This window comes from Acidimicrobiales bacterium (assembly GCA_035546775.1).
Taxonomy (GTDB): Bacteria; Actinomycetota; Acidimicrobiia; order Acidimicrobiales; family JACCXE01; genus JACCXE01.
The window spans coordinates 95,534-116,464 of record DASZWD010000040.1 but is presented as its reverse complement, the minus strand read 5'-3'; the positions used below and the strand labels follow the sequence as shown (position 1 = coordinate 116,464).

Sequence of the window (20,931 nt, the reverse complement as noted above, 5' to 3'; positions counted from 1 at the left end):
AGCAGCCATCCGGAAGCCGACTCGGCTCCGAACTGGTCCTGTCCAGCACCGCTTCACGGTGCTGGACAGGACCAGTTGCGCGTCAGGAGGCAGGATGTCGTTCGTGTTCATGCTCGTGAACGTCGCCGTCATCTACGCCCTGGCGTTGCTGCTGTGGCGCCTGGCGGTGCGCATCAACGATCCGTCGTTCATCGACGTGTGCTGGGGGGCCGGGTTCGTGGTCGTCGCCCTCGTCTCCTACGCGCTGTCGCCCCACCGGCCGCTGCTGGCGCTGGTGGTCGCGGTGTGGGGTCTGCGCCTCGCCGGCTACCTGTTCTGGCGGTGGCGTCGGCAGGGCCCCGACGCCCGCTACGTCGCCATGCTGAAGCGGGCGCCCAACCCGTCGAGCTACATGCTCACCCACATCTTCTTGTTGCAGGCGACGCTGCTGCTGATCGTCTCGCTTCCGCTCCAGCTCGGCCAGCTACGCCACGAGCCGTTCACGGTCGGCAACACCGTCGGCCTCTTCATCGCGCTCGCCGGGATCATTTTCGAGTCGACGGGCGACGCCCAGCTCACGCGGTTCAAGGCCGACCCGGCGAACACGGGCCACGTGATGGATCGCGGGCTGTGGCGCTACACCCGGCACCCGAACTACTTCGGCGACTTCTGCGTGTGGTGGGGTCTGTTCATCCTGAGCGTCGGCAACCTCGTTAGCGTGATCGGTGTGATCGGTCCGCTGGTGATGTCGGTGTTGCTGATGCGCTACAGCGGCGTCGGTCCGCTCGAGAAGCAACTCCACCGCAGCAAGCCCCAGTACGCCGACTATGTGCGCCGCACGAGCGCGTTCTTCCCGCGGCCGCCGAAAGCGGTCGAGACGGCGCGATGAAGCTGCACATCGTCGACCGCGTGGCATCGACCCTGCCGGTAGACGACGTTCATCCCTACCGCACCGGCGCGTGGCGCCCCAACGTCGTCGAGTACGACGCCACCGAGCTCGACGTGGTCGCGGGTGCGATCCCCGACGACCTGTGTGGCGTCTACTTACGTAACACGGAGAACCCGGTCCACGACGCGATCGGGCTGTATCACCCCTTCGACGGCGACGGCATGCTGCACATGATCGCCTTCGGCAACGGCGAGGCCACGTACCGCAACCGCTTCGTGCGCACTGACGGCTTCGTGGCCGAGCAGGCGGAGGCCGAGTCGCTGTGGGCCGGGCTGCTCGCGGCGCCGACCGACGCCAAGCGCGCCGACGGCTGGGGTGCGCGGGGCCGGATGAAGGACGCGTCGTCGACCGACGTCGTGGTACACCGCGGGCGCGCCCTCACGTCGTTCTACCAATGCGGCGACGTGTACGCCCACGATCCCTACACGCTCGAGCCGCTCGGCAAGGAGACCTGGGTGCCCGCCGGCGGCATCAGTGCGCACACCAAGGTCGACGAGCACACTGGCGAGCTGCTCGTTTTCAACTACGGCAAGGATGCCCCGTTCATGCACTACGGCGTCGTCGACGCCGCCGGCGAGCTCGTGCACTACACGCCAGTCCCTCTTCCGGGGCCGCGACTCCCCCACGACATGGCGTTCACCGAGCACTACGCCGTCCTCAACGACCTGCCGTTGTTCTGGGACCCGCAGCTCCTGACGCAGGGTGCGCACGTCCCACGCTTCTTCCGCGACATCCCGAGCCGCTTCGCCGTCATTCCGCGGCGGGGCACGGTCGACGACATCGTGTGGTTCGAGGCCGAGCCGACCTACGTGTTGCACTGGATCAACGCCTACGAAGACGGCGACGAGATCGTGCTCGACGGGTTCCGCCAGCATCAGCCCGAGCCGCCCAAGCGAGCCGACGCGCCCAAGTTCGCCAGCATCTACCGCTACCTCGACCTGCACCAGTTGCGGACCAAGGCCCACCGCTGGCGGTTCAACCTCGCCACCGGTGAGACGAAGGAAGAGGAGCTCAGCGACACCACGATGGAGTTCGGCATGATCAACGGTCGCCACGGCGGCCGGCCGTACCGCTACACGTACAACATGACCGGTGTCGAGGGTTGGTTCCTGTTCGACGGGATCGTCAAGCACGACGTCGTCACCGGCGCCGAAACCCGCTACGCGTTCGGCGACGGCGTCTTCGGCAGCGAGACCCCGTTCGCACCCCGTTCCGGCGCCACGGCGTCCGCCGAGGACGACGGGTACCTCGTCACCTTCACCACCGACGTGAACAACGACTGCTCCGAGTGTCTCGTGCTCGACGCCGCCGACATCGCTGCAGGGCCCATCGCCCGCATCCGCCTCCCCGAACGCATCTCGAGCGGCACCCACTCCTACTGGCTGCCCGGCTAACCCGTTACACCCGCGCGGTACGTTCCCTAGCGCGCCTCCCCTCCTTCAACGCCTTGAAGATCGGGACGCGCGTGAACACCGACATCGACGAAACGCTCAACGCTCTCGCCGTCGGCCAATTCGGAGCGGTGAGCCGGGCACAGGCCTACGGCCGCGGAATCCGCGCCGATGCTCTCGACCGCCGCATCCTTCGTGGCATCTTCCGCTCGGCAACCTCGCGCGTTCTGGTGTCGAACAGTCCCCCCGACTCGTTCGAGCAGCGTGCCAGCATCGCGATCCTTGACGGCGGGCCTGACGCGGCATTGTCCGTCTTTTCGACGCTCGCCTGGGTCGGATTGTCCGGCTTCGCGCTCGAGCCGATTCATGTCAGCCGGCCACGACGGGACGGCCGCCTTCCCTCGGCGGGCATCGTCTGGCATCACCCTCGCAACCTTCGGCCCGAGCATCTGATCGAGATCAATGGGCTCATCACGACTACGCCCACCCGCGCCCTCGCCGACATGATTGCCCTGCCGAACACGAGGCCCAAGCGGTGTGAGCGAGCACTCGACAACGCGCGCTCCGCGAGACTCACGAACCACGTCTTGCGGCCCGTCGCCCCCGCACCCCCTGAACTGGTCCGGGAACGCAGAAACCCCTCCGGCCGGAGCCGGAGGGGTTTCTGAGCTTGCCCTTGGGGGAGAGGGGGCTTGAGCTAAGGGTGTTACCAGCTAACCGATCGAGGAACCGACCGAGCTGAACTTGTCCTTCGCGCTACTGCCAAGGAACGAGATCGCTGCGATGCAGACGACTGCGATCAGTGACACGAGCAGGACGTACTCCACGAGTGAAGCACCTCGCTCCGTGCGCCCGAATCGGGCTCGTAGGAACGTGGCAATCCACGTGTTGAAGTAGGTGAGCAGTTCCACAGGTTGATGCTCCTCATATGTTGGTTAGCTGGATGGAGGTGTTTTCGGCGTTAGCCGAGGGAAGAGCCGACGCTGGAGAACTTGTTCTTGGCGTTGCTCCCTAGGAAGCTGATCGCCGCGATGCACACCACGCCGATAAGCGAGACGAGCAGCACGTACTCCACGAGCGAGGCGCCTCGCTCCGTGCGGCCGAAACGGGCACGCACGAAGCTGGCGACCCACGTGTTGAAGTAGCTGATCAGTTCCACGTTCTTTGTGGTCCTGAGTTAGCCGAGGCTCGAGCCAACGCTCGAGAACTTGCTCTTGGCGTTGCTGCCGAGGAACGAGATGGCTGCGATGCAGACAACCGCGATCAGCGAGACAAGCAGGACGTATTCCACCAACGACGCACCGCGCTCGGTCTTACCGAAGCGGGCACGCACGAAGCTGGCAATCCACGTGTTGAAGTAGTTGATGAGTTCCATTTGAAGGGGTCGCTCCTTATTCGATCGGCCGCTCGATTGGGTGCGGCTGTTGACCTATCGGAGTTGCCCCATTGGGATTCCATGGCCCGATCGCGTCATCTGCGGCAGACCGGGACTAGTCAGTTCGGCGGGTGAGCACCACGAAGCCCCCTCGCCGAACGGCCGTATCCCATCGGCCGGTCGACGTAAGCCGCTGCACGAACACCGAGTCACTTCGCCAAAGAACGGTGTCGATGTCCCAACGGTCGATTGCCCGCAGGCCACGATCGGTGCCGTCGACCATGCCGAGTTCGTCGCGCACCAGCGACAGCGGAAAGAGGTCGACGCGGTCGTCGACGAACACGTCTCCCCTCGCACCGTGGCGCAGTTCGATGTAGTTGCCGACGGTGTCCTCCTCCGCCACGCGGTGCGGGGCCGCGAACCGGTGATGCCGCTCGAGCCAGCGGACCTGGGCGACGGGATACGTCGAGGCGTCGACGAGCGGGCGCTGGAGCGACCCGAGGGCAAATATGAGACCCACGAGCACGACGAACACCGTCGCTAGGCGCACGAACGACGGCGATAGTGGCGCGCGCTCGGCGTCGGACTCCCCCACGTCGAGCGCGCGGCCGAGCACCGGGGCCACGACGTAGCCCAGCGGCGCCAGATTGCGCGACGCGGTCAGCGACAGGCCGATGAACGCCGCCACCGGCAACGCGTCGCGCCACGTCAACCGCCCGCGTCCACCGATGATCGCCAGCGACGCGACGATGCCGACGAGCGCCAGCACCCCGGCGCCGGTGTGGAAGTCGGGACTCCGCCACTCGATCACGTGCGAAAACGCCTCGCGCTTGGTGATCGCCGTCAGCGGGAACACCAGCAGACGCGGCCCGAGCGGGTTGACGGCGCTGAGCGCGAGCGCGCCGGCGAACGTCACGGCGTAGCGCAGCGGCGCCGGCCGGCGGTCGATCCAGGCGCCGATTACGACCAGGCCAAGCCAGGCCGCACCCAACGGGAACGAACCGTGGCTGTTGACCCAGATCCACGCGGTCGGCACGAGCCACCACGGCGACCAGCGCCGCTCGACGACGAGAATGGTGAAGCCGAACGCCAGCAGCCCGACCAACAGCGGCCGCCCCGTCCACTGCCCCACCGTGATGAGGACCGCCGGAGCGACGGCCGCCGCAGTGCGCAGTGGGCGAGGCGTGCGCGCCAGCACCGCCAGCAACGCCCCGCACGCAGCCATCGTCACGCCGCTGAGCAGCGTGACGGCGTGCTGGCCGCCGAGCCGGTACGCCCAGCCGACGCCCGCCTCCGCCAGCCAGCTCTGCACCACCCACGCCTTGCCGTGCGCCGTGAACGTGTACGGGTCGACCCGCGGGATGGCCGGCAGCAGGCCGTGCTTGGTCATGGCGATGCCAGTCGCCAGATGCGTGAAACCCGAGTTGTCGCTCAGCTGGTTCAGCCCGACGCGCAGGCCGAGCAGCGCAAAGATCGCGACGACAAGAGCGTCAGCCGAGATCGAGAAGCGGGCGCGCCCCCGCTCGCTCATTTGAAGTTGTGCGCGACGTTCAGGATTGCGGGACCGATAATGACGATGAAGATAGACGGGAAAATGCAGAAGACCATGGGAATCAGCATTTTCACCGGGGCCTTCTGCGCCTGCTCCTGCGCCTTCTGACGACGGGCGGTGCGCACCTCGTCAGCCTGGTTGCGCAGCATGCGACCGATCGACACGCCGAACTTGTCCGCCTGGAGCACCGCGAGAACGAATCGGCGAAGGTCCTCCTCGTCCACGCGCTCGGACAGCTCACGCAGAGCGTCGGCACGCGTGGCACCGGCGCGCACCTCGCCGAGCATGAGCGAGAACTCGTCACTCAGCGGGCCGGGAACGGCGTCGATGGTGCGCTCGAGCGCCTGCTCGAAGCCGAGGCCGGCCTCGATGGAGATGACGAGGAGGTCGAGCACGTCGGGCAGCTGCCGGCCGATCGCCTTCTGGCGCTTGGCCGCAGCCTGACTGACCCGGGTGGCGGGCAGGACGCCGAGCACGACGCCGAGCAAGACGGCGATCGCCAGGCCCTTGGGGTTGAACCCGAGGAACTTGAACGCCAGCAACGTCGTGACCGGGATGGCGCACAGGCCGAGGGTGCGCATGGCGAGGTAGCGGTCGAGGTCGTCGTCGGAGCCGCGTCCAGCGGCGCGCAACTGCTTGGCCGCCTTCTCACGGAATCCGACGGGCGTGATCTTGCGGCCGGCCTCCGTGAGACCGCTGAGAATCGGTACGAGAAGGCGGTTCGTCCGGCTTTCGGCCAGGGTGATCTGGCGCTCGTCGACGATTTCCTCTCCGCCGACGGCTCGCAGCAGCGCATCTTCCCGCGCCTGATGCTCCGACAGGGCCGTGAGCACCTGCCAGGCAAGAACGCCGGCAACGCCGGCGAACATGAGAGAAATGACGAATGCGGTCATCAGACGTCCACCTTGATCATCTTCTGCATCCAGAACCACCCGGCGACCATGAGCGACGCACCGATGCCGAGCATGATCTTGCCGACGGTTTCGCCGAACAACGGGTCGAGGTAGCCGGGCGATAGCACCCTCATGGCGAGCATGAGGGCCGGCGGCATGATGACGAGGATGATCGCCGACATGCGGCCTTCAGCCGTCAGCGCCTTCACCTCGCGGCGCAGCCGGGTGCGGGCCTGCATGGTGTCGGCCACCGTGTCCAGCAGCTCCGCGAGGTTGCCGCCGACGTTGCGCTGGATCGAAATCGCCATGACGACCCACGAGAAGTCCTCGCTGTCCATCCGCACCGCCATCTCGTCGAGGGCGTCGTCGAGCGAGCGGCCGAGACGGGCTTCGGCAAGCACCCGGCGCAACTCGGCGCCCATCGGATCCTCCATCTCCCGGGCGACAGCCTCGCACCCCTGCAACAGGGCGTAACCGGCGCGCAGCGAGCTCGCCAACAGCTGAAGCATTGCCGGCATCTGCTTGAGGAACTTGCGCTTGCGGTTCCACCCCAGAAGGGTCACGACGGCGATCGGGACGCCGATGCCAGCGGCGAAAGCGAGCAGCGCGGAAAAGAACCCACCGAGCACGAATGCGAGCACGCTGAGGAGACAGGCGAAGGCGAGGGTGAAGAAGGACGCTTCCGCGGCGCGGATCGGGAGCCGAGCGGCGTCGAGCTTCTTCTCGACCCACTCGAGGATCCCGCGGCCCTCCATCGCGGCGGTGGCCGCGTCGATGGCGTTGCGGGCGAACGCAGAGGTTGCGAGGTTGACGCCCGACTCCTCGTCCGCGGACTTCTCGGGGCGCGCGTCGGACTCGTAGGCCCGGAGGCGGGAACCAAGCGCACCATTGCTCTTGCCGTAGAGGGCAATGCCGATGACGGCCATGGCCCCAAAGGCCGCGGCGAATAGGATGGCCAGCGGCCGGCCCGTTGTCTGGGCGAAGTGCTTGAACCCGCTCGGTGCCTTCACGATCTGCGGCGCCGTGTTGTCGGCTTGGCTGACCGCACCAGGGTTGCCCCGAGCGGTCGTGGCGGCGTCGCGCACCGACACGTCGAGATTCAGCGGGGCGTTGTCGGTCGCCTTCCAGGACAGTTCGAACTGCTCGTCGAGGCTGCGGCGAACGGCGGCGAACAGGTCGGAGACCCCGGCGCTCGTCGTCGTGACCATTGACTGGCCGCCGGTGGCGTGCGCCAGCGACTCGAGGCCCGCCGTGTCGAGCCCCGCCGTGCCGAAGGCGATGGTGTGGACGACGGCGTGAGCACCGAGGGCCGCGCTGGCGGCGTCGGCTTCGGTGGCAGTGGAGGCCGAGTCGGCGCCGTCGGACAGAACCACGATGTTCGGTTGGACATCTGGCTCCGCACTGAACAGGCCTGACGCGAGGCGCACCGCGTCCCACAGAGCGGTCCCGCCGGACGGCTGGAGGCCGTCGACCGCGGCAGCCGCGCCGTTGTCAGCGGAGAATGGATGTACGACCAGCGGCTGGTCGGAGAAGGCCACGACGGCGATCTTCTCGGTCGGACCGCGTCCGGCAACGAACGTGTCCGCCGCCGCCTTGGCGGCCTCGATGCGGCCCTGCTGGCGCATGGATCCGGACGTGTCGATCACGAGGACGACGCCGATCGGCGTCTGCGTCTCCGACAGCGGGCGTACGCGCACGCCGTTGACGATGGCGCCGTTGTTGCGCACGGTGAAGTCGGTGAGCGCCGGCTTCTCGGTGCCGGCGTATTGGACAGTCATCCGGACGTTGGGCCAGCCCGTTGTGTCGAGCTGACGCACGGCAAGGCTGGAAGTATTGGCGGCCCGCGCGGGCGCGGCACTGAACAGGACCAGGAGCCCGAGGCCCAGTCCAAGTACGGCCCGCGCGGACCGCCGCGCCGCCGTCACCGACGCCTCAGCGTGGTGCGCGTGCGGGCGGCTTCGGAATGTGCTGCCCCGTGCGCACCGTCTCCGAGGAAGACGGACGTCGGGACCTTGATGCCGTAGTGGGCCAACTTCTCCATGAACTTCGGCCGGTTGCCCGTCGACTGGAGCGTGCCGAGGAAGCGGCCGCTCTCGTCGACGCCGGCGTTGTAGTCGAAGAGGAACACGTCTTGGAGCGTGATGAGGTCTCCCTCCATGCCCTGCACTTCCGTGATGTGGGTGACGCGACGTGAACCGTCGCGCAGGCGGGTGGCGTGCACGATGAGGTCGAGGGCCGACGCCATCTGCTCGCGGATCGCCTTGATCGGCAGGTCGAAGCCGGCCATCATCACCATCGTCTCGATGCGGCTGAGGGTGTCTCGGGGCGAGTTGGAGTGGACCGTCGTCAACGATCCGTCGTGACCAGTGTTCATCGCCTGGAGCATGTCGAGGGCTTCGCCCGACCGGCACTCACCGACGACGATGCGGTCGGGGCGCATACGCAGTGAGTTCTTGACGAGATCCCGGATCGTGACCTCACCGCGGCCTTCGATGTTCTGCGGGCGGGCTTCCATCGACAGGACGTGGTCCTGATGCATCTGGAGTTCTTTGGCGTCTTCGATCGTCACCACGCGCTCGTTGCCGGGAATGAAGCCCGACAACACGTTCAACAGCGTCGTCTTACCGGTACCGGTACCGCCGGAAACGACGATGTTGAGCTTGCCCTTCACACACGCTTCGAGGAGCGGAACGACTTCGGGGCACAGTGTGCCGAAGTTGATGAGATCCTCGACCTGGAACGGGTCCTTGGCGAACTTACGAATGGTGAGGAACGGCCCCTCGATCGCCAGCGGGTGGATGACGGCGTTGACGCGGGAGCCGTCGGGGAGACGGGCGTCGACCATGGGGGTCGACTCGTCGACGCGACGGCCAACCTGCACCACGATCTTGTCGATCACGCGCCGAACGTGGCCTTCGTCGCTGAAGCCGGACGCGACTCGCGTGAGTTTGCCGTGCTGTTCGATGTACACCTGGTCGGGGCCGTTGACCATGACTTCAGTCACCGTCTCGTCCTCGAGGAACTTGGTGATGGGGCCGTAGCCGATGATGTCGTCGGCGACCTCGGTGATGAGAGAGGCGCGATCGGCAGCGGAAATGGCCGCCTTCTCGGCGTCGATGGCTGTCGACAGCGAGTCGAGCACCCGCTTGCGCAGATCGGCGGCTTCGACGTCGCGGTCCGACAACACGGGACCGAGCTCTTCGATGAGCTGGCGGTGGATGCGCTGACGCAGATTCTCCAGCGCGGGGTCACGCGCTTTGTCACCCGGGTTGGTGACGACTTGAAGACGTTGGGCGAGGGACATGGTGGGCTCCTATCTGTCCTTAACGCGAGGAAGGCACGGGTGTTGAGAGATCTTCGAACTGCGCCGCCAAGGCGGCGATCGCCTTGGCGGCCTTCGACTTGGGGTCGCGCACAAGCGGACGGCCGGCGTGGGCCGCTTCGGGGACGGCATCGTCCTCGGGGATCACGTGGGCTTTGAGGCCGAGCACGCGCTCGACGTCGGCTACGGGAATCAACGGCTTGGGCTGCACCCGGTTGAGGACGAGGTACGTGTGCGCTTGGCCGACACCGAGCCGGTGCAACGTGTCGAGGGCGACTTTGGCGTTCTTGACGGTGGTGACGTCGGGCGCGGCGACGACGACGACGTCGTCGGCCTGGTCGAGGATCGACAGCGTCACTTCGTCAAACGCCGAGGACGTGTCGACCACGACGAGCGGGGCGATCTGGCGGCACAACTCGAGCGTGCGGATGACGTCGGCCGAAGTGATCACTTCGGCGCGGGCGGGATCCGCGGGCGCCAGCAGCGTCCGCAGTCCGCTCACGCTCTCGGTCGTGAGCAGGCCCTTGAGACGCGGTTGGTCGATGTCAGCGCCGGTGGCGTCGGCCAGGCTGTGGCTCGGGTCGAGCCCGAGGGTGATCGCCACGTCGCCAAAGGGCAGGTCGGCATCGACGAGGATCGGCGTCGACGCCCCGCCGTGGGAGGCCGCAATCGCGAAGTTCACCGCGATGGTGGTCGTACCAGCGCCGCCCTTGGGCGAGAACACGGCCACGACACGGCCGCGGTGGCTCCCCTCGCCCATGGCCACGTGCTCGACGCGCTCCATGCCGGACCGGACGAGGTCGGCGAGTTCCGGGTCCTTGCACGACGCCGGCAGCACGTCGCTGACGCCGGCGCGCATGGCCTGGCGCAGGATCGTCGTCGACATCGACTCGACCACGAGCAGAACCGTGACGAGACCGGACACCTCGGCGGTACGCAGTGTGTCGATGCGCTCGAGCGTTTCAGCACTGGCACTGTCGGGACCGACGACCACAACCGTGGGCTGCTTGGCGGTCTTGATGGCGTCGTCGACATGGCCGACTCGCTTGACATCCAACTGGGGAAACAGCCGGGCAACGCGTTCGACGACGAGGGGCTCCTCCTCGACAACCACAACTTGGGTCGCGTTCGAGTCCAGCGTTCCCGCTGCACCCGAACGTTCACGTCGTCCGAACATGGTTACGGTCCGTACGGCGTCTGCGTTGTGTTGAACAGGTTGCCGGTGTTGACCGCCGGGATGTCGCCGGACTTGTAGTCAGGCGGTACGAGAGTGAGGTAAAGGCCGCCGGCCTGCTCCGCAGCAAAGGCGATGCGCTGGGCGGCTTCTTGAGGCACGGCGAAGGTGATCAGGTTGCCACCGGCCGCTGGGGCGGTGACGGCCGTGGTGTCACCGGCCTGCGGCGCAGCCGTGGTGCCGATGTAGAGGATGGACACGTTCTGGAAGAGCGTGTGCTCGGCGCCGTCGACGTTGACCATGATGTTCACCTTGTCGCCGGGGACGAGCAGTCCTGCGACTTCGTGGACCTGGTCCATGCTCACGGTCACGGCCACCTGGCCGCTCGGGACGCGCTGAGCGGCGGTCACCTGGGCCACGCGCGGGTCGACGAACATGCCGTCGACGAGCACCTGGTTGGCCGACAGGTTGGTCAGGGCGACCTTGCCGCGCAGGGCATTGATGTCCGTCAGTGCGGTGCCGGGACGGTACTCCTGCGGGATGGTGTCGGCCTTCACGCTCTCGGCGTGAATGGCGTCGTCGCCGGAATACCCCTTCGGGATGTCCTTCGCGACCTTGTAGACCTTGACCAGCGTGGCGCCCTTGTACGCCCGGGCGTCAGACCCGGACAAGAAGGCGTTCGCGCCGACCGCGGTGAGGACCGCAGCGACAACAGCAGCAATAACAATGACAGTTCGACTCGGGCGCATTAGTAGGCTCCTTCCAAAGTCACCATCGGCACGAAGCGCACAGCGTTGAGGATTCGGGCAAAAGAACCCTCAACAATGTCCAACACAACGGCGGCGGCGGCGGGGGTATTACGCATTGACGAGGTGCACCGGGTCACCGGTGATGGTCGCGGTCCAGACGGTGCGGTCGTTCGGCGAGCTGCCGCGCGTGACGCCGTTGAACTCGTAGAGAACCTTCCACCAGCAGTCAGTCGTGCAGGTGTAGGTCGTGGGAACGGCGATCGTGATGTCGAGCCACTTGCCGTTGTAGGTGTTGGTGCCGCTCGACGTACGCGTCAGGATGCGGCACGGGCTGGCGGCAACCGGCGTGGCGCCGCGGATTCCGTAACTGCATCCCACGGTGGCGCCACCGGGCTTGAGGATGTTCACGTAGTACGTGCCCGAGGCGCCGTCGCCTGGGTCGTAGAGGCTCACCGACAGCGTCTTGCCGGCGTACTGCGGGTCGATCCGGGCGAGATAGAACGTCGCCGTCAGGTTGCCCGACTGGCCCTGCAGGTTGTTGAACAGCGACAGGTCGCCGTAGCCGTAGAGGGCGGGCTGCGTCGTACCCGTGAGCGTCGCCTTGAGCGAGAACTGGTTCCAGCCGTTTCCGCTGTCGCTGATGCCGGGAATCGACCGGCTCTTCACCTGCAAGTGGTAGATCCCTGCGACCGGCACGTTGACCGTGCACAGCGTGGCGAACTTGTTCTCATAGGTGGATTCGCTCGCCCCGTCGGCGATGATCCAGCGCCCGGCACCCGACGTGCACTTGCCGTTCAGGCTGTAACCCGAGTCCGTGTAGGTCGACGAGTCGAGCGGCGTGCCCGACGGCTTGAACAGTTCGAACTCCGTGTTGACGCTGCCGTTGTCGGCGTCTTCGACGTTGGCGTAGTTGGCGCGGGCGTAGTTGCCGGCGTCCCATACCTGGACCGTGAGGTTCTGTCCGACTCCGGCAGCGGGCACGTCGATCGAATACAGGTAGCCCGTGTCGCGATCTTCGTTGTTCGTCTGCGAGCAGTTCGATCCTGAGGATCCGTTGGTGCACTTGGTGGAGTACGGGTCGCCGTTGCTCTTGTCCGTGTAGGGCCCTGATATCGACGCCCAGAGATTCTTCGAGTCCGAGTTGCTCTGGTTCCCGAGCGTGTTGTCGGGGCTGCCGAGCGGCACCGGGAGCACGTATTCGGCCACCGAAGTGCGGGTGATCGACTCGTTGTTGATCGCCAGCTTCGAGAAGTACTGGTCGACCTTCGAGTCGGTGATGCTGACCCGCAACTGATGGCTGTTGCCCGGCACGGCGCTCACCGTCACTGTGATGTTGCCGCCGGTGGTGAACCCATTGCGGGTGGCGGCGGTCGTGGCGGCCGCGGTCGCCGAGGTGAAGTCGGGCATCCAGACGACGCCGGCCAGCGCAGCCGCATCGGCCGCACGCTGGATCTTCGCCGCGCGCGCGTACCAGCCGCCAACGTCGACGGCGAAGCCGCAGAAGATCAGCAATACCACCATGGACAGCGCCAACAGCGGGATGACGAACCCCCGTTCACTACGACGGGACGCGGCCAATCTCATGTCAAGGGCTCCAGACGCATTACTGCGGAGTCGGTCATCTTGAACGAACTACCGAACAGGCTCGTGAGGTTGTGATGGGTGACACGGATCCACACGCCGAGGTAGTCGGGGCCGACGGCTTGCAGGTTCTGGCGCACGGTCGGGCACCACGACAGGTCGAGGTCTCCGACGCCGCAGCCAAACTGCGAGGACACGATCGAAGTGAGCTGGGCCCCCGTGTACGCGTTGCACGTTGCGACCACGCTGTGGACCGAGGGCGACACGCACGTCGATGGCACCGACCCGTCGGCGGTCGTCGACTTGTAGATGACGACGGCGTCGACGTTGCCAAGACCCACGTCGTTGATCGCCGACTTGACCGCCTGCAAGATGTTGTAGTCGGCCTGGCTGTTCGTGGTCAGGTTGCTCCCGACCCGGACGCCGGCGCGCGTGGCGGTCTGCAGCGTCAGGCGGTCTTGCCACGCCAGACCGAACTCGACGATGCCGAACAGCAGCGTGATCAGGAGAACCAGCGAAAGCGCGAACTCGACGAGCACCGCGCCTCGCTCCGAGCGCCGGGGGGCTGTCATGCGAGCCTCGTCGGTTCCATGCGCACCACCGAGTCGGACTTGAAGTCGTAGCCCGAACCGAACAGTCCGGTGATGTTGTCGTGGCGGATCTGGACGTAGACGCCGAGGTAGTCGGGAGGCCCGTTGGCCCCGCCCAGGGCCGTTTTCCGGGTCGACGGGCACCACGCGATGTCGCGGTCGCCGGTGGTGCAGCCGAAGTTGGTCTCGGCGAGCGAGAAGTCGGCACCGGTATAGCGATTGCAGACGCCTGTCTGGCTGGCGGTAAGACACGCCGCCGGAACCGATGCGCTGTAACTCGACGCCTTATAGATAATGACGTACTTGACGCTGGCGGCCTTCGAGGCCTGCGAGGCCTTCTTTACGGCCTGGAGGATGTCGTAGTCGGCGTCGCCGTTGGTGCCCTCGCTGGCGCCGGCGCGGGCACCGACGAGGCTGGCGTTCTTGGCGGTAAGGCGATCGAGGAAGCCGTAGCCGTACTCGATGACGCCGAACAGCAGCAAGATGAACAACGGCGTGATAATCGCCGCTTCCACGAGCGCGGCGCCGCGGGCCCCGCGAGCGCGTCTCGTCCGATTCATACCGGTATCTATCGGCCCCCCGTACGCCGCACGTGAGTGAATCAGAAAGGAATCGGGACTTTCGGCGCTCCGCCGACTACGCCGGTCGGCGTAGTCGCTAGTTCGCGCGGGAACGTCCAAATAACGCGAACTGGGCGCGTCAGGTCTCGTCGTGCGAGACCTGACGCGCCCAGTTGCGCGTAAGGAGAGTTACTCGGAGGCTTCGGGTGCGGTCGACTCGCCTGCGGGCGGCGTCGTCGCCGCCAGGTCGGCCCACGCCGCCTGCGCCTCGGTCTCCGGCTCGAAGTTCGAATAGTCGGTGCCGATGTAGTTGCCGGCGTCGTCGTAGGCGTGCTCGCCGAAGTGCTCGCGGTACTCAGCCGCCACCTCGCCGCCTTCGGCCGCCTGCTTGATCGACAGGCTGATGCGGCGGCGCTGGAGGTCGATGTCGATGATCTTGACCCACAGCTCGTCGCCGGGCGTGACGACCTGATCGGGCAGGTCGACGTGGTGAATCGCCATCTCGGAGATGTGCACCAGGCCTTCGATGCCCTCGCCCACCTGGACGAAGCCGCCGAACGGGACGAGCTTCGTGACGCGGCCGTAGACGAGCTCGCCGACCTTGTGCGCCGACGCGAACTCCTGCCACGGATCCTGCTGCGTGGCCTTGAGCGAGAGGCTGATGCGCTCGCGGTCGAGGTCGACCTCGAGGACCTGCACGGTGATCTCGTCGCCCACCTGCACGACCGAGCCGGGATGGTCGACGTGCTTCCAGGACAGCTCGGACACGTGCACGAGGCCGTCCATGCCGCCGAGGTCGACGAAGGCGCCGAAGTTCACGACGCTCGACACCACACCGGTGCGGATCTCGCCCGGCTTGAGATTGAACAGGAACTCCTCGCGCTGTTCCTTCTGCGTCTCCTCGAGCCACGCCCGGCGCGACAGCACGACGTTGTTGCGGTTCTTGTCCAGCTCGATGATCTTGGCCTGGAGCGTCTTGCCGACGTAGGGCTGGAGGTCGCGCACGCGGCGCAACTCGACGAGGCTCGCCGGCAGGAAGCCACGCAGGCCGATGTCGAGGATGAGACCACCCTTGACGACCTCGATGACCGGACCTTCGACGACGCCGTCGGCTTCCTTGACCTTCTCGATGTCGCCCCACGCGCGCTCGTACTGGGCGCGCTTCTTGGACAGGACGAGGCGACCTTCCTTGTCTTCCTTTTGCAGCACGAGCGCCTCGACTTGCTGGCCGAGGCTCACGATCTCCGACGGGTTGACGTCGTGACGGATGGACAGCTCGCGGCTGGGGATCACACCCTCAGACTTGAAGCCGATGTCGAGGAGGACTTCGTCCTTGTCGACCTTGACGACGGTGCCGGTGACCAGGTCGCCGTCTTCGAATTCGACGATCGTGGCGTCCATTGCCGCCAGGAGGTCCTGGCCGCCGAGATCGTTCTCGACGATCTGTTTGGGGACGTAATCGTCGGTGAGGGTGGTATCAGACATAGGTAGGTAGCGGTGGCTTTCAGGACAGGCCGCGGGATCTCCAAATGCGGCCCCGAAAGCGTACTAGACGCCCGAAAGCCGGGCTACCTGTGTCCCGGACTAGGCGTAGAAGCGGCCGTCGGGGCGCTTGCCGCGGGCGGCGGTCATGGCAGCACCGGCGAGCACGAGCAGCACGCCGAGGGTGAGCTCGACGGTGGTCGCCAGCGAGTTCGGACCGGTGCGCACGATGCTGCTGCTCACCGCGGGGCCGACCGTCGGCTTGGTCGTCGTGCTCGTCGCCGCGGTGGTCGACGTGGTCGCCAGCGTGGTGCTGGTGGTGGTCGTCGTGGTGATCGTGCCGTCGTCGAAGGCGTACTCGACGTTGGGCTGGGAGTAGTTGTAGAAGGCGAGCCGGCCGGTCTGGAAGGCGCTTCCGGGTACGACGTCGAAGATCGTCGTGTCGGGGTTGCCGCCGGTGCCAAGGAGCACGATCTTGATCTGGCTCGCCGTGTAGGTCACCCGGAACGTGTAGGTGATGCCGAAGGCGTAGCCCTTGCCGGTGCCGTAGTCGGTGCCGAGCACGGCGCACGCACCGGCGACGGTCTGGTGGGTCCAGAAGCAGTTGATGTGGTCGGGCGTGTTGTTGTTGCTCATGTCGTGCTGGCTCTGCACGCGCATGAGGCTGAAGCCCTCGTGGCCGTCGGTCGTAGCGGCGCCGCCCTCCATCTCCTGCGCCTTCTTCCAGTCGAAGAGGTAGAAGTCGGTGGCGCACGACGTGGTGGTCTGGCAGCTCGCGTCGTTGATCGGCGCGGCGTAGCCGAGGGCGAAGCCGACGTAGTCGTCGTCGGCTTCGGTGTTGGGCGTGATGCTGACGTTGAACGTCCCGCCCACGTTCGCCGGGCTGACGAACATCGACGGCGACCCGTTGCTGTGCGGGAAGTCCGACGCCGGCGCGTTGACGTAGACGCTGTTGCCGGCCGGCTTCACCTGCCAGGCCGCCGCGCCACCTTGCAGGGTCCAACCGGCCAGCGGGTTGTTGACCGCCGTGGCCGCCGGTCCGAAGGCGGCGAGCCCCAACAGGGCGATGCCCGCCAGTACACAGATCACCGCTGCTCGCGAGCGCATCTTCCCCGCCATGGGGACAAAGGGTACTGCTAGGTGGGTTTTGTTGCGACGACCAGCCACTCCGGATGCGTGATATCCGGCGGGTTGGCGGCGTAGCCGCCGGGCGTCACCGCCCACAGATCGCGCACGTGCAGGCCGGCGGCGGCGCACAGGAGACGCAGCTCGCGGGGCGTGAACACGCTGGTGTGGAGTTCGGCGGCCAGCGGTTTGCCGGCGGCGTCGCGGACTTCGGTGATCTCGGTGTTGACGCCGCGGGCAGCGTCGAACGTGTCGCTTGTCTCGAGGTGCTGGAGCAGGAAGTACGCCGAAAACGCGCTGAAGGCGACGGCGCCGCCGCCCTTCGCCCCGCGAGCCATGCCGGCGAGCACCGCGCCGTCGTCGTCGCCCACGAGTCCGAAGCCGCCCTGGCACAGCGAGATGACGGCGTCGAACTGGGCGTCGAAGCCCAGGGCACGGGCGTCACCGCGCACGAAGGTGGCGCCGGGGGGCGCGTGCTCGTTGGCGAGGTCGACGAAGCGCTGCGAGATGTCGACGCCGACGACTTCGATCCCGCGGCGCGCCAGCGCGTGCGCGTGGCGCCCCGGCCCACAACCGACGTCGAGCACACGCGCCCCCGGCGCGAGGCCGAGTTGCTCGACGATGAAGTCGACCTCGTTGTCGGTGCCCTTGGTGAACGAGTAGCGCAGGTACGCCTCACTCATGTGCTCGGCCAGCGGCTCGAACCAGTGGTCACTCATGCGTGCAGCCAGTCGAGGGTGATCCCGAGGTGGTCGCGCACGTTGCGCGCCGCCACCGCTTCGAGGGCGCGGGGCCATTCGAGTTCGTACCGCTCGAAGAGGGCGCGGGCGCGCGTGATCGTTGCTTCAGCCAGCGCCAGCTCGTAGCGCAGCATGGCGTCGTAGTTGGCGGCGACGGGTGGGAGCGACGCGAACACGGTGCGCTGCTCGTCGGTCAGGTAGCGCTCGGGATGCCGAGCGTCGGTGGGGACGACCCCGGTCTCGGCCAGCAGCACGGTCATCAACAAGCCGAGCGTGTGGCCGAGTCCGGTCATGCCCCACACGAAGTCGCCGCGCTTGAGCAGGCGAATCCCCGGTCCCGCGAGCCCGCGCAGTCGCTCCTGCACCGCGTACGCGAGGGCGGGGCCGTAGCTGTCGAATCGGCGCCCGGACATGAACCCGACGGTGAAGCCCGGTGGCGGCGTCCAATCCGGCGCCGATTCGGCCCACACCGATAGGTCGAACGTCAGCCCGTCGTCGGTAACCGTGTTGATGATGAAGGGCGCAATCGTCCGGTCGGCCAGCACCGTGGGGGTGATCTTCGCCAGCCACTGCTCCCACTCGTCGAGAACCGCGCCGACATCTTCGTCACGCACGATCACTTTCAGATCAAGGTCGCTCCACGCGTCCGCGGTGCCGTCAGCAATCGACCCGCTCAGCTCGACACGAACAACCCGTGGATCCGCACCAAACACCTGAGTGGCGCGCGCGTAAAGGGACTCGTAACGAGCGTCGACCTTCGACCAGTCGGTCACTTCGCGTCGGCCCACGTCGCACCCCAGCCGACGTTGACCTCGAGCGGCACGTCGAGCTGGGCGGCGCCGCGCATCGCGTCGAGCGTCGCCGCCTCGGCCGCCTGTTCTTCGGCTTTGGGCACCTCGAGGATGATCTCGTCGTGCACCTGCAACACGATGCGCGACGCCAACCCGTCGGCTTCGAGCCGCTGGTCGAGCGCGACGAGCGCGACCTTGAAGATGTCGGCCGCCAACCCCTGGATGCCGGCGTTCATCGCCTGGCGCTCCCCCGCCTGCCGGATGCGGAAGTTGGGCGACGACAACTCGGGTATCGGACGGCGCCGGCCGAACAGCGTCTCGGTGTAGCCGCGGTCGCGCGCTTCCTTCACCGAGTTGTCCATGTACGCCTTCACCGCCGGGAATGCCTTGAAGTAGGCGTTGAGGATGACGGTCGCTTCCTCAACCGGGATGGCGAGGCGTTGCGCCAATCCGTAGGACTCCATGCCGTAGGCGAGGCCGTACGAAACCATCTTGGCCTTCGACCGTTGCGCCACCGTCACGTCTTTGGGGTCGACGCCGTAGATGCGCGCCGCGGTGGTGGCGTGAATGTCGTCACCGTTCTTGAACGCCGTCGTCAGGCCCGGGTCGCCCGACAGGTGGGCGATCACCCGCAACTCGATCTGGTTGTAGTCGGCGACGAGCAGGCGGCAGCCCTTGGGGGCGACGAAGGCGCGGCGGAACTGGCGGCCCTCGTCGCTGCGCACCGGGATGTTGTGCAGGTTCGGCGACTCGCTCGAGAGGCGGCCGGTGCGCGCGACGGTCTGGTTGAACGACGCGTGGATGCGCCCGTCCTCCGCGATCTCGGCCGCGAGGGTTTCGCCGTAGGTGTTGCGCAGCTTCTCGACCTCACGCCAGCGCAGCAGCTTCGGAATGATCGGGTGCTGGTCGACGAGTTTCTCGAGCGACTGGGCGTCGGTGGAGAAACCCGTCTTGGTGCGCTTCGAGGGCACGAGGCCGAGCTTGTCGAAGAGCACTTCGCGCAGCTGCGGCGTGGAGTTGACCTTGAACGGGCCACCGGCGAGTTCGTGGATCTCGGCTTCGAGTTCGCCGACTTCCTTCGTCAACGACACCGACAAGTCGTGCAGCCACTCGCGGTCCACGGCGATGCCGGCGACTTCCATCCGCGCCAGCACCCGCACCAGCGGTCGCTCGATCTCGTCGTACAGCTTGGAGAGGCCACGCGCTTCGAGCGCGACTGACAACGGCTCGATGAGTCGAGCGAGCGCGACGGCGCGCTTGCCCTGCACGTCGCTCTCGGTCGGCGTGGAGTCGTCGAGCAGCAGTTGGCCCTGCTGTGACGCCGCCGCCGCCGCGTCGAGGGTGAGGCCGAGATAGCGCACCGCCAGCTCGTTGAGGTCGTAGGCCGACTGCGCCGGGTCGATCAGGTACGCGGCGATCTCGACGTCGAGAGCGAGGCCGCGCAGGTCGACGCCCAGCGGCATGAGCGAGCGCAGCAGCGTCTTGGCGTCGGCCGCGGTGACGGTGCCCGCAGCGCCGTTCATGAGCTCGTTGAGTGCGGCCACCACCGCGGCGTCGGCGAGCAGTTCGCCGGGTACCCACGTGGCGGCGTCGCTGGCGTCGGGCGCGGCGAGGGCGAGGCCCCGCAGCGGGCTGCGACCGGCGCGGCCCTCCCACGCCCCGACGACGGCGACGCCGTTGGTGAAGGCCCGCACCTCGTCGGCGCCGGTGGCGGTGGTGACGGTGACGGTGAACGAACTCGTGACCGTCGGCGCCGCCGGTGCGCCCGCGGCCGCCGCGCCACCGCGGCCGTCGGCACCAAAGGCTTCGATCAGCCGCTCGATCGGGCCGCGGAACTCGAGGAAGGCGAACAGGTCGCGCACCTCCTGCTCGTCCCAGCCGCCCCACTGCACGGCGTCGGGGTCGAGCGCGGGCAGCTCGACGTCGCGGATGAGCGGGATCACCTCGGCGTTGGCCCGCACCGAGTCCTCGTGCGCCGCCAGGTTCTCGCGCAGCTTCGGTGTGAGCTTGTCGAGGTTGGCGAAGATGCCGTCGAGCCCGCCGTACTCGTTGATGAGCTTGGCCGCGGTCTTCTCGCCGACGCCCGGCACGCCCGGCAGGTTGTCCGACGGGTCACCGCGCAACGCGGCGTACTGCGGGTACAGCTCGGGCGTCACGCCGGTGCGCTCCTTGATGCCCGCCTCGTCGTAGAGCGCGTAGTCCGACACGCCGCGCTTGTTGTAGAGCACGCGGATGTAGGGATCCTCGACGAGCTGGTACGAGTCGCGGTCGCCGGTGACGATGATCACCTCGTCGCCGCGATCGCGCGCTTGGGTGGCCAGGGTGGCGATCACGTCGTCGGCTTCGAACCCCGCGATCTCGACGATCGGCACGCGCAGGCTTTCGAGCACCTGGCGTACCAGACCCATCTGTTGCTTGAGGATGTCGGGGGCCGCCTCGCGGCCGGCCTTGTAGTCCTGCACCATGCCGTGACGGAACGTCGGCTCGGGCCGATCGAAGGCGACGATCACGCCGTCGGGGCGCTGCTCCTTGACCACATAGGTGAGCATCTGGGTGAAGCCGAGCACCGCGTTGGTAACCTGCCCCGCCGCGGTCGCCAGGTCGGTCGGCAGCGCGAAGAACGCCCTGTACGCGAGCGAATTGCCGTCGACCAACATGAGGCGCGCCATCGGTCCCAA

At 67.0% G+C, this 20,931-nt stretch carries 20 protein-coding genes; 3 read left to right on the top strand and 17 right to left on the bottom strand.

Annotation, left to right across the window (positions count from 1 at the left end):
• Positions 1–94 precede the first annotated feature (94 nt).
• The 3 genes from VHC63_10060 to VHC63_10050 all read left to right on the top strand — a co-directional run bounded on the left by VHC63_10060 (position 95) and on the right by VHC63_10050 (position 2,987).
• The gene (locus tag VHC63_10060; protein ID HVV36934.1) at positions 95–868 is read left to right on the top strand and encodes a DUF1295 domain-containing protein; all 774 of its coding nucleotides are present in this window, start codon (positions 95–97) and stop codon (positions 866–868) included.
• On the top strand, positions 865–2,322 hold the full coding sequence (locus VHC63_10055) for a carotenoid oxygenase family protein (GenBank protein ID HVV36933.1): 1,458 nt from the start codon (positions 865–867) through the stop codon (positions 2,320–2,322). Before VHC63_10060 ends, VHC63_10055 begins: the two co-directional genes overlap by 4 nt.
• A gap of 71 nt (positions 2,323–2,393) precedes the next feature.
• Positions 2,394–2,987, top strand: coding sequence for a hypothetical protein (locus tag VHC63_10050; GenBank protein ID HVV36932.1), 594 nt, complete (start codon positions 2,394–2,396; stop codon positions 2,985–2,987).
• 45 nt (positions 2,988–3,032) lie between these two features.
• Here the strand turns inward: VHC63_10050 and VHC63_10045 are convergent, their stop codons facing one another.
• The 17 genes from VHC63_10045 to polA all read right to left on the bottom strand — a co-directional run bounded on the left by VHC63_10045 (position 3,033) and on the right by polA (position 20,922).
• Positions 3,033–3,230, bottom strand: coding sequence for a Flp family type IVb pilin (locus tag VHC63_10045; GenBank protein HVV36931.1), 198 nt, complete (start codon positions 3,228–3,230; stop codon positions 3,033–3,035).
• Between the two features lie 50 nt (positions 3,231–3,280).
• On the bottom strand, positions 3,281–3,478 hold the full coding sequence (locus VHC63_10040) for a Flp family type IVb pilin (protein ID HVV36930.1): 198 nt from the start codon (positions 3,476–3,478) through the stop codon (positions 3,281–3,283).
• A gap of 18 nt (positions 3,479–3,496) precedes the next feature.
• On the bottom strand, positions 3,497–3,694 hold the full coding sequence (locus VHC63_10035) for a Flp family type IVb pilin (protein HVV36929.1): 198 nt from the start codon (positions 3,692–3,694) through the stop codon (positions 3,497–3,499).
• Between the two features lie 115 nt (positions 3,695–3,809).
• Positions 3,810–5,225: a hypothetical protein gene (locus VHC63_10030; GenBank protein ID HVV36928.1), complete on the bottom strand. Its 1,416-nt coding sequence runs from the start codon at positions 5,223–5,225 to the stop codon at positions 3,810–3,812.
• Positions 5,222–6,139 carry a type II secretion system F family protein gene (locus tag VHC63_10025; protein HVV36927.1) on the bottom strand — a complete coding sequence of 306 codons (918 nt, stop codon included), beginning with the start codon at positions 6,137–6,139 and terminating at the stop codon, positions 5,222–5,224. The genes VHC63_10030 and VHC63_10025 overlap by 4 nt, the downstream gene beginning before the upstream one ends.
• Positions 6,139–7,917 (bottom strand): type II secretion system F family protein, encoded by a 1,779-nt coding sequence (locus tag VHC63_10020; GenBank protein ID HVV36926.1) that lies wholly within the window; start codon positions 7,915–7,917, stop codon positions 6,139–6,141. Before VHC63_10020 ends, VHC63_10025 begins: the two co-directional genes overlap by 1 nt.
• A 143-nt stretch (positions 7,918–8,060) precedes the next feature.
• A complete protein-coding gene (locus VHC63_10015; GenBank protein ID HVV36925.1) occupies positions 8,061–9,443 on the bottom strand; it encodes a CpaF family protein in 1,383 nt (460 codons plus the stop codon).
• Positions 9,444–9,462: 19 nt separating this feature from the next.
• Complete coding sequence (locus VHC63_10010; GenBank protein HVV36924.1) at positions 9,463–10,575, bottom strand: hypothetical protein; 1,113 nt, start codon at positions 10,573–10,575, stop codon at positions 9,463–9,465.
• Positions 10,576–10,640: 65 nt separating this feature from the next.
• A complete protein-coding gene (gene cpaB / locus VHC63_10005; protein HVV36923.1) occupies positions 10,641–11,384 on the bottom strand; it encodes a Flp pilus assembly protein CpaB in 744 nt (247 codons plus the stop codon).
• Positions 11,385–11,492: 108 nt separating this feature from the next.
• Positions 11,493–12,968 (bottom strand): pilus assembly protein TadG-related protein, encoded by a 1,476-nt coding sequence (locus VHC63_10000; protein ID HVV36922.1) that lies wholly within the window; start codon positions 12,966–12,968, stop codon positions 11,493–11,495.
• Positions 12,965–13,537, bottom strand: coding sequence for a TadE/TadG family type IV pilus assembly protein (locus tag VHC63_09995; protein ID HVV36921.1), 573 nt, complete (start codon positions 13,535–13,537; stop codon positions 12,965–12,967). Before VHC63_09995 ends, VHC63_10000 begins: the two co-directional genes overlap by 4 nt.
• Positions 13,534–14,115: a TadE/TadG family type IV pilus assembly protein gene (locus tag VHC63_09990; protein ID HVV36920.1), complete on the bottom strand. Its 582-nt coding sequence runs from the start codon at positions 14,113–14,115 to the stop codon at positions 13,534–13,536. Before VHC63_09990 ends, VHC63_09995 begins: the two co-directional genes overlap by 4 nt.
• A gap of 189 nt (positions 14,116–14,304) precedes the next feature.
• The gene (gene rpsA / locus VHC63_09985) at positions 14,305–15,600 is read right to left on the bottom strand and encodes a 30S ribosomal protein S1 (protein HVV36919.1); all 1,296 of its coding nucleotides are present in this window, start codon (positions 15,598–15,600) and stop codon (positions 14,305–14,307) included.
• A gap of 99 nt (positions 15,601–15,699) precedes the next feature.
• The gene (locus tag VHC63_09980; GenBank protein HVV36918.1) at positions 15,700–16,716 is read right to left on the bottom strand and encodes a hypothetical protein; all 1,017 of its coding nucleotides are present in this window, start codon (positions 16,714–16,716) and stop codon (positions 15,700–15,702) included.
• A gap of 17 nt (positions 16,717–16,733) precedes the next feature.
• A complete protein-coding gene (locus VHC63_09975; protein ID HVV36917.1) occupies positions 16,734–17,441 on the bottom strand; it encodes a methyltransferase domain-containing protein in 708 nt (235 codons plus the stop codon).
• The gene (locus VHC63_09970) at positions 17,438–18,250 is read right to left on the bottom strand and encodes a nucleotidyltransferase domain-containing protein (GenBank protein HVV36916.1); all 813 of its coding nucleotides are present in this window, start codon (positions 18,248–18,250) and stop codon (positions 17,438–17,440) included. Before VHC63_09970 ends, VHC63_09975 begins: the two co-directional genes overlap by 4 nt.
• On the bottom strand, positions 18,232–20,922 hold the full coding sequence (polA, locus tag VHC63_09965; protein HVV36915.1) for a DNA polymerase I: 2,691 nt from the start codon (positions 20,920–20,922) through the stop codon (positions 18,232–18,234). Before polA ends, VHC63_09970 begins: the two co-directional genes overlap by 19 nt.
• Positions 20,923–20,931: the final 9 nt, after the last annotated feature.